This window comes from Arachnia propionica (assembly GCF_003932785.1).
Taxonomy (GTDB): domain Bacteria; phylum Actinomycetota; class Actinomycetes; order Propionibacteriales; family Propionibacteriaceae; genus Arachnia; species Arachnia propionica_B.
The window spans coordinates 152036-158363 of sequence record NZ_RQYT01000004.1 but is presented as its reverse complement, the minus strand read 5'-3'; the positions used below and the strand labels follow the sequence as shown (position 1 = coordinate 158363).

The window sequence follows — 6328 nt, the reverse complement described above, 5'->3', positions numbered from 1 at the left end:
AGGCGGGTGGGCAGGACATGCTGCCCCAGGCCACGGTATTCGTCCACATCAACGCCGACGACCCCGCCCTCAACCCCGACAGCGACTCCTCGGGTGTGGCCGAGGTCGAACGGTGGGGCGCCTTCCTCACCACACGACTGCCGGAATTCTTGAAGGACTCGAAAGTCACCATCCGACCGATCGTTGATCCCCTCCGGCATGCACCCGAGGATCTCCACGACCCGTCGATCGGGTTGCGCGCCGCGGTCACCGCATTGATGCCAGTCGATGTGTTCCCCTACGCCTCCCGCACCTCCAGGGCGTGTGATCTGGATCACACCATCCCCTACCGCGACGGCGAGACCGGACAGACCCGGTGGGGCAACCTCGCACCCCTGGCGCGTAGGTCGCATCGGGCGAAGACCTTCGGTGGCTGGGTGCTGACCCAACCCGCCCCGGGCTGGTTCCACTGGAAGTCTCCGGCAGGCTTTGAGTATCTGGTGCATGCCACCGGCGGCACCATCCGCCTCCACACCCCGGAACCAGTCGTGCGGGTGGAAGAGCCACCCCCGCCGTGGCTCGACCCACCAGAACCCCCAGAGGCCAGGCCGCTGGAATCCGAGGCCTGGGAATGGATCCACTACTCCCTGTGCTGAACACCCTCTTCCCACCCCGCTGGTCGAACTGAGGGCGCTGTGCGCCCGATGGTCGAGACCTGGTGAAGATCCCCTTTCCCCCGTTGGTCGAGCCGGGCCCCGGAACGTAGTGGAGGGACCCGTATCGAGACCCAGCGAGGATTCGCGGGAACCCTTGCAGAGGTCTCGACACGAGGCCTCCGGCCTCGGCTCGACCAGCGGAGAAGTATCGATCCGGGCGCGCATACTGCCCGAGCTCCGGTTCCCCCTCCCAAGCCGAGGATTCCCTTCCCCCGCTGAGCGAGACGGCCCCCTCCCTCCCCGCTGGTCGAGCCGGGACCTGGAATGTAGTGGAGGGGCCCGTATCGAGACCCAGCGAGGATTCGCAGGAACCCTTGCAGAGGTCTCGATCAGACAGCTCGCTCGCTGGCCGACGGGGAACGTCACGCGGATGTCCTCCGCCGGGCGTCACCGAGACGACCGCTGTGGATGTCCCCCAGTCGGGCACCCTCTATGGTGAGGGCATGACGACCTTCACCCGAACGCAGGACCTGTGGATCTCCGTCCAGAACCCCGAGGAGGTCGACGCCGCCGCAACGGTCGCGTCCTACGTCGGATATCCCTATTCCCTCGGGACTCCCACCCCGGAGGGATGGGACTGGCTGGCGGAGCGTCCCGAGTGGCCCACACACATGGGCAACTGCGATTCCGGCAAGCTCTCCTCCCCCGCCCTGGCCGAGTGCCCGAAGGACATCCAGGAGTTCTTCGAGCGCGGGCTCTGGACGCGGCTGCGGACGTTCAGCCTCGTGCAGTTCGACCTGGGCCAGGAGTTCCGTGAGGGGCTGGGCGGTCGTCTCCTGGCGTTGATGCGAGACCACCAGGACCTGCTGCACTGGGCGCTGCTCGTGCTGCCAGACGGCACCTCCCGCGTCGTCGCCTCCCCGTACCCGCTCGGCCGGGACGTGGACAACGAGAGGATCACCGAGGCCCCGTGGTGTTGCGTGGCGGATTCGTTCACCGACTTCGTGTTCCGGTGGTGGCACAGCAACGAGGTCGTCGCCTACCACTACCCCGACGAGATGGCCGACGACGAGGACCTCGACGACGATGACGAAGACCTGGAGGATGACGAGGATCTCGACGAGGTGCACGAGGCCTTCGCCGATCGTTGGACGGAACTCGGCCCGGGCATGCCGCTCGGCGAGGCGAAGCCGTATGACCCCACCGTCTGATCCACACGCCGCAGCACTCCCATGACCCTTCCCCTCGACGACATCACCGGCCAGGCGGAGCGGATCCGACGCAAGCTCGCCGTCGCCCGCCTCGTCGACCACTTCCGCGACGTCTCCGGGGCCGCCTCCCACGACTATGTCCTCCATCCGCCCCTGGGACTCGACGCCGTTCGGCGGTTCGAGACCACACGGCGGATCACCCTTCCGGAGGCCTATGTCCGCTTCGTCACCAAGGTGGGCGACGGGGGACCTCGCCACCCCGGACACACCAACGACGGCCTGGGTGCCGGCCCCGGCCACGGCATCATCCCCCTCGAGCACGAGGAGCACAGCTGGCAGGAGACGATCACGCCGGGCGAGGTGACCGACGACGAGTGGCGCAGCGTCTTCCATGGGGCCGACCGCCCGGACCGGGACATCCTGGCACGGATCCAGGATGCCGTCCTCCCGGTCAGCGAGGGCGGCTGCGGCGCGTTCCACGGTCTCATCCTGTGCGGTCCCCTGGCCGGGTCAGTCATCCATGCGATGAGCGACGGCGACTTCCTCGATGCCGCACCCGAGATCGTCGCGGACGACTTCCTCGCCTGGTACGAGACCTGGCTCGACCATGTCCTCGGCGACGGCGTACCCCGGGCATGGCGGGACCCCGGCCGCGGCCCCGGCCAGCTCTTCGACGACCTGGAGGCGGGTGTGGCCGACGACACAGCCGCGCGACGCAAGCGGTTTCACCTGCAGCTGATCGGCGGCCTCCCCGGCCGCGGCCCGGAGCAGATCGCCCTGCTGCAGGAGTACCGGCGAACGGCCGGGGAAGAGCGGGTCCGCGACCACTGCCTGGCCCTGCTCGCCCAGTTCGACCCCGAGGCCACCCGCCCCCTCCTCGACCAGGCCAGCGACGCCCTGCTGATCCACATCCTCGCCACCCGCGCCCCCAGCCTCATCCCCTCCTTCACCGACCGCCTCAACCAGATCCACACGAAGAGCCAGGACCTCGCCGACGCCGTCGACCTCATCCGTCACACGTGATCCCGGCTGGCATCTGTGCCACGATTCGCCCATGGCCCTTCCCCTCGACGACATAGCCAGTCCGACGGAGCGGATCCGACACAAGCTCGCCGTCGCCCGCCTCGTCGACCACTTCCGCGACTACTCCGGCGCTGCCGACCACGACTACATCCTTCATCCGCCAGTCGACATCGACACCGTCCGGAGCTACGAGGCCCGGAAACAGATCCAGCTCCCCGACTCCTACGTCCGCTTCGTCACCGAGGTCGGCGACGGCGGACGTGGTCGCCCCCACTACTTCCACGAAGGCTTCGGCGCGGGCCCCGACTACGGCCTCATGCCCCTGGAACACAAGGACCACGGTCGCCGCAGAAAGCTGATGAAGCGTGACGCCCTCATCGGCGCCCTCACCCAGGACGAGTGGAAACGCACCTTCGGCAGTACCAAAGGCCTCTCTGAGAAGGACCATGACAAACTGCTCGACAGGGTCCATCGCGGTGTCTTCTACCTCACCTGCGGAGGCTGCAGTGACTTCCACGGCCTCATCCTCTCCGGCCCGGCACGAGGCGCGGTCATCTCCTCGAACTGGGAGCACGACTTCCCGGACGGCCCACCCGAGATCGTCGGCGAGGACTTCCTCAGCTGGTACGAGGCGTGGCTCGACGGCATCCTCGACGACGGTGTGCGCACGTCGTGGCGCACCTACAGCCTCGGCCCCCGCGAACTGTTCCGCCGACTCAAGGAGGCCATGGCCGACGGCACCGCACACCGCAACAGCAATCTCCACCTCCGGATGATCGGCGGCCTGCCGAAGCTGGGACCCAAACACACCGACCAGCTCCGCACCCATCACGCGACAGCAACAGATCCCTGGGTCCGCGACTACTGCCTGGCCCTGCTCGCCCAGTTCGACCCCGACCACACCCGCCCCCTCCTCGACAACGCCCCCGACCCCCTGCTCATCCACATCCTCGCCACCCGCGCCCCCAGCCTCACCCCCTCCTTCACCGACCGCCTCAACCAGATGCGCACGAAGAGCCAGGACCACGCCGACGCCGTCCACCTCATCCTGGCCCGCTAGCAACCCACCCGTGTCACCAAGCTGCCGCATTGTCCCTCTTGACCCGGGACAATGGATGCGTGGAACAAGCGCTGTGAGGTGACGATGACCAGGACCCTGCTGTTCGCCCCCGAGACCTTCAACTTCGCGGAGGTCACCCGTTGTGTGGAGGTGGCCCGCCGACTGCCGGAGTTCCGCTGCGTCTTCGCCGGTTTCTCGGATCGTTTCGTCGACCCCATCCTGCAGGCGGGGTTCGAGTACCGGCCACTCACGCCCGTCCTGACCGATGAGGAGGGGGACATGGCCCTGGCCCTGGATCAGGGCCGCGGATGGAAGCATCCGTTCACGACGTCGATGGTGCGGGAACGTGTCGCCTCCGAGCGGGCGCTGATCCGGGAGTTGCGTCCCGAGGCGGTCCTCATCGGGACGACGCTGACGCAGCTGATCTCCGCCCGAGCCGAGGGGGTCCCGCTGTACTACGCCAAGCCGTTCGCCTACTCGGTGCCCCACATGACCCAGATGCGCCGCACCGGGTTCCTGCCCACCGGCACCGCCTGGCAGCGGTTCACGGATCGCAGCTGGGCGTGGTTCATCCGCACCGTGCTGTCCCGGGTGATCCCCATCCCGCGGAGCTTCACCACCGTCGCCAAGGAATGTGGTCTGGACCTGCCGCGGAGCATGGTCAGGTTCATCGACGCCGACGTCAACCTGCTGGCCTCGCCGCCGGAGCTCATCCCGGACTGGTGCACCCTCGACGACACCCACGTCGCCGTCGGCCCGCTGTACGCGCAACTCACCCTCCCGATCCCTGACGAGGTCGCCGGGATCCGCGACGCGGGGCGGCCCGTGGTGCTGGTGGCGATGGGCAGCTCCGCCAACCGAGACCTGGCGCTGCAGGTGCTGCACGACGTCTCAAGGGCCGACGTGATGGTGCTCTCCCCGACCAGGCTCTACCTCAGCGATGAGGACATCGCCACCCTGCCGGGCAACGTCCACGTCACGGACTGGCTGCCGGTGCACGAACTCGGCGCCCTGGTGGACGTCGCGATCACCCATGGCGGCGAGGGCACCGTGCAGACCAGCTGCGCCAACGGCTGGCCCTTCATCGGGATCCCGCTGCAGTTCGAACAGCGCTACAACGTCACCCGATGCGTGGAGTTCGGCAACGCGAGGCTCGTCACGCGCAAGCAGGCGGCACGCACCGACTGGGCGCGAGCGGCGACGTGGCTGCTCGAGGACCAGGCGACGCACCGGGCGGCGGCGAGCATGGCGGAGCTGTTCCGCACCCAGGACGGCCCGGGCCGCTGCGCCGCCGAGATCCGTTCCCGGTTGGGGAGCTGACCTCTACCATTCACCCATGGTCTTCCTCCTCGACGATGTCGCCGACCCGATGGAACGGATCCGACGCAAGCTCGCCGTCGCCCGCCTCGTCGACCACCTCCTCGAGGTGTTCGGGGCGGACGGCCACGAGTACCGACTCGGGCCCCCGCTCAGCCTGGAACGGGTCCGGCGCCTGGAGGACAAGCGGGGCTTCACCCTGCCGGACAGCTATGTGAGGTTCGTCACCGAGATCGGCGACGGCGGTCTCACGAAGGAGTCTCCGGCGGAGACGGGAGCCGGGCCGAGCCACGGACTCATCACGCTTGACCGCCGCCGCTGGGATCGCAAGAAGTCAACCCGCCGTGAGGCCCTCATCGGGTCGCTCACCGCCGAGCAGTGGCAGGAGCGGGGACGTGACCTGGATGAGTTGGACGACGACGCCGTGTACAAGCTGATGCGGGCCACCCACGACGGGGTGCTGGAGATCGGCTGCGGCGGTTGCAGCGACTTCTACGGCCTCGTCGTGACCGGCCCCGCTCGCGGATCGGTCATCTCCGCCAGCTGGGACCACATTCCACTCGATCAGTGTCCCAGGATCGTCGCCGACGACTTCCTCACCTGGTACGAGACGTGGCTCGACGACGTCCTGAACGGCGGGGTGCGCCGATCATGGCAGGACCATGGCCTGACGGCCGGCGAGATGTTCCGTCGGTTGCGGCAGGGGGTCGACCGCGGAATCGCCGGAGTCACCTCGAACCTGCACCTGCGGATGATGGGCGACCTCCCGAGGCTGAAGCCGAAACGCCTCGCCACACTCCGCGAGTACCACGAGACGACGGATGATGCACGGCTACGCGACTACTGCCTGGCCCTGCTCGCCCAGTTCGACCCCGACGCCACCCGTCCCCTCCTCGACAACGCCACCGACCCGCTGCTCATCCACATCCTCGCCACCCGCGCCCCCAGCCTCATCCCCTCCTTCACCGACCGCCTCAACCGGATGCGCACGAAGGGCCAGGACCTCGCCGACGCCGTCGACCTCATCCGCTCGGTTCAACCGTCATGACGGCGCTGCCTCATCCGCTGGTCGAGCCGTGAAG

The 6328-nt window shown here is 68.2% G+C and carries 5 protein-coding genes and 1 pseudogene; all 6 read left to right on the top strand.

Annotation, left to right across the window (positions count from 1 at the left end):
* A pseudogene (locus tag EII35_RS15790) lies at positions 1–635 on the top strand (HNH endonuclease); the annotation flags it as partial.
* A gap of 503 nt (positions 636–1138) precedes the next feature.
* On the top strand, positions 1139–1846 hold the full coding sequence (locus tag EII35_RS03640; RefSeq protein WP_125227102.1) for a hypothetical protein: 708 nt from the start codon (positions 1139–1141) through the stop codon (positions 1844–1846).
* A 21-nt stretch (positions 1847–1867) separates the two neighbouring features.
* On the top strand, positions 1868–2869 hold the full coding sequence (locus EII35_RS03635; protein ID WP_125227101.1) for an SMI1/KNR4 family protein: 1002 nt from the start codon (positions 1868–1870) through the stop codon (positions 2867–2869).
* Positions 2870–2900: 31 nt separating this feature from the next.
* Positions 2901–3929: a hypothetical protein gene (locus EII35_RS03630; protein WP_125227100.1), complete on the top strand. Its 1029-nt coding sequence runs from the start codon at positions 2901–2903 to the stop codon at positions 3927–3929.
* An 84-nt stretch (positions 3930–4013) separates the two neighbouring features.
* Complete coding sequence (locus EII35_RS03625) at positions 4014–5249, top strand: glycosyltransferase (RefSeq protein ID WP_221739664.1); 1236 nt, start codon at positions 4014–4016, stop codon at positions 5247–5249.
* A gap of 16 nt (positions 5250–5265) precedes the next feature.
* Positions 5266–6294, top strand: coding sequence for an SMI1/KNR4 family protein (locus EII35_RS03620; protein WP_125227099.1), 1029 nt, complete (start codon positions 5266–5268; stop codon positions 6292–6294).
* Positions 6295–6328: the final 34 nt, after the last annotated feature.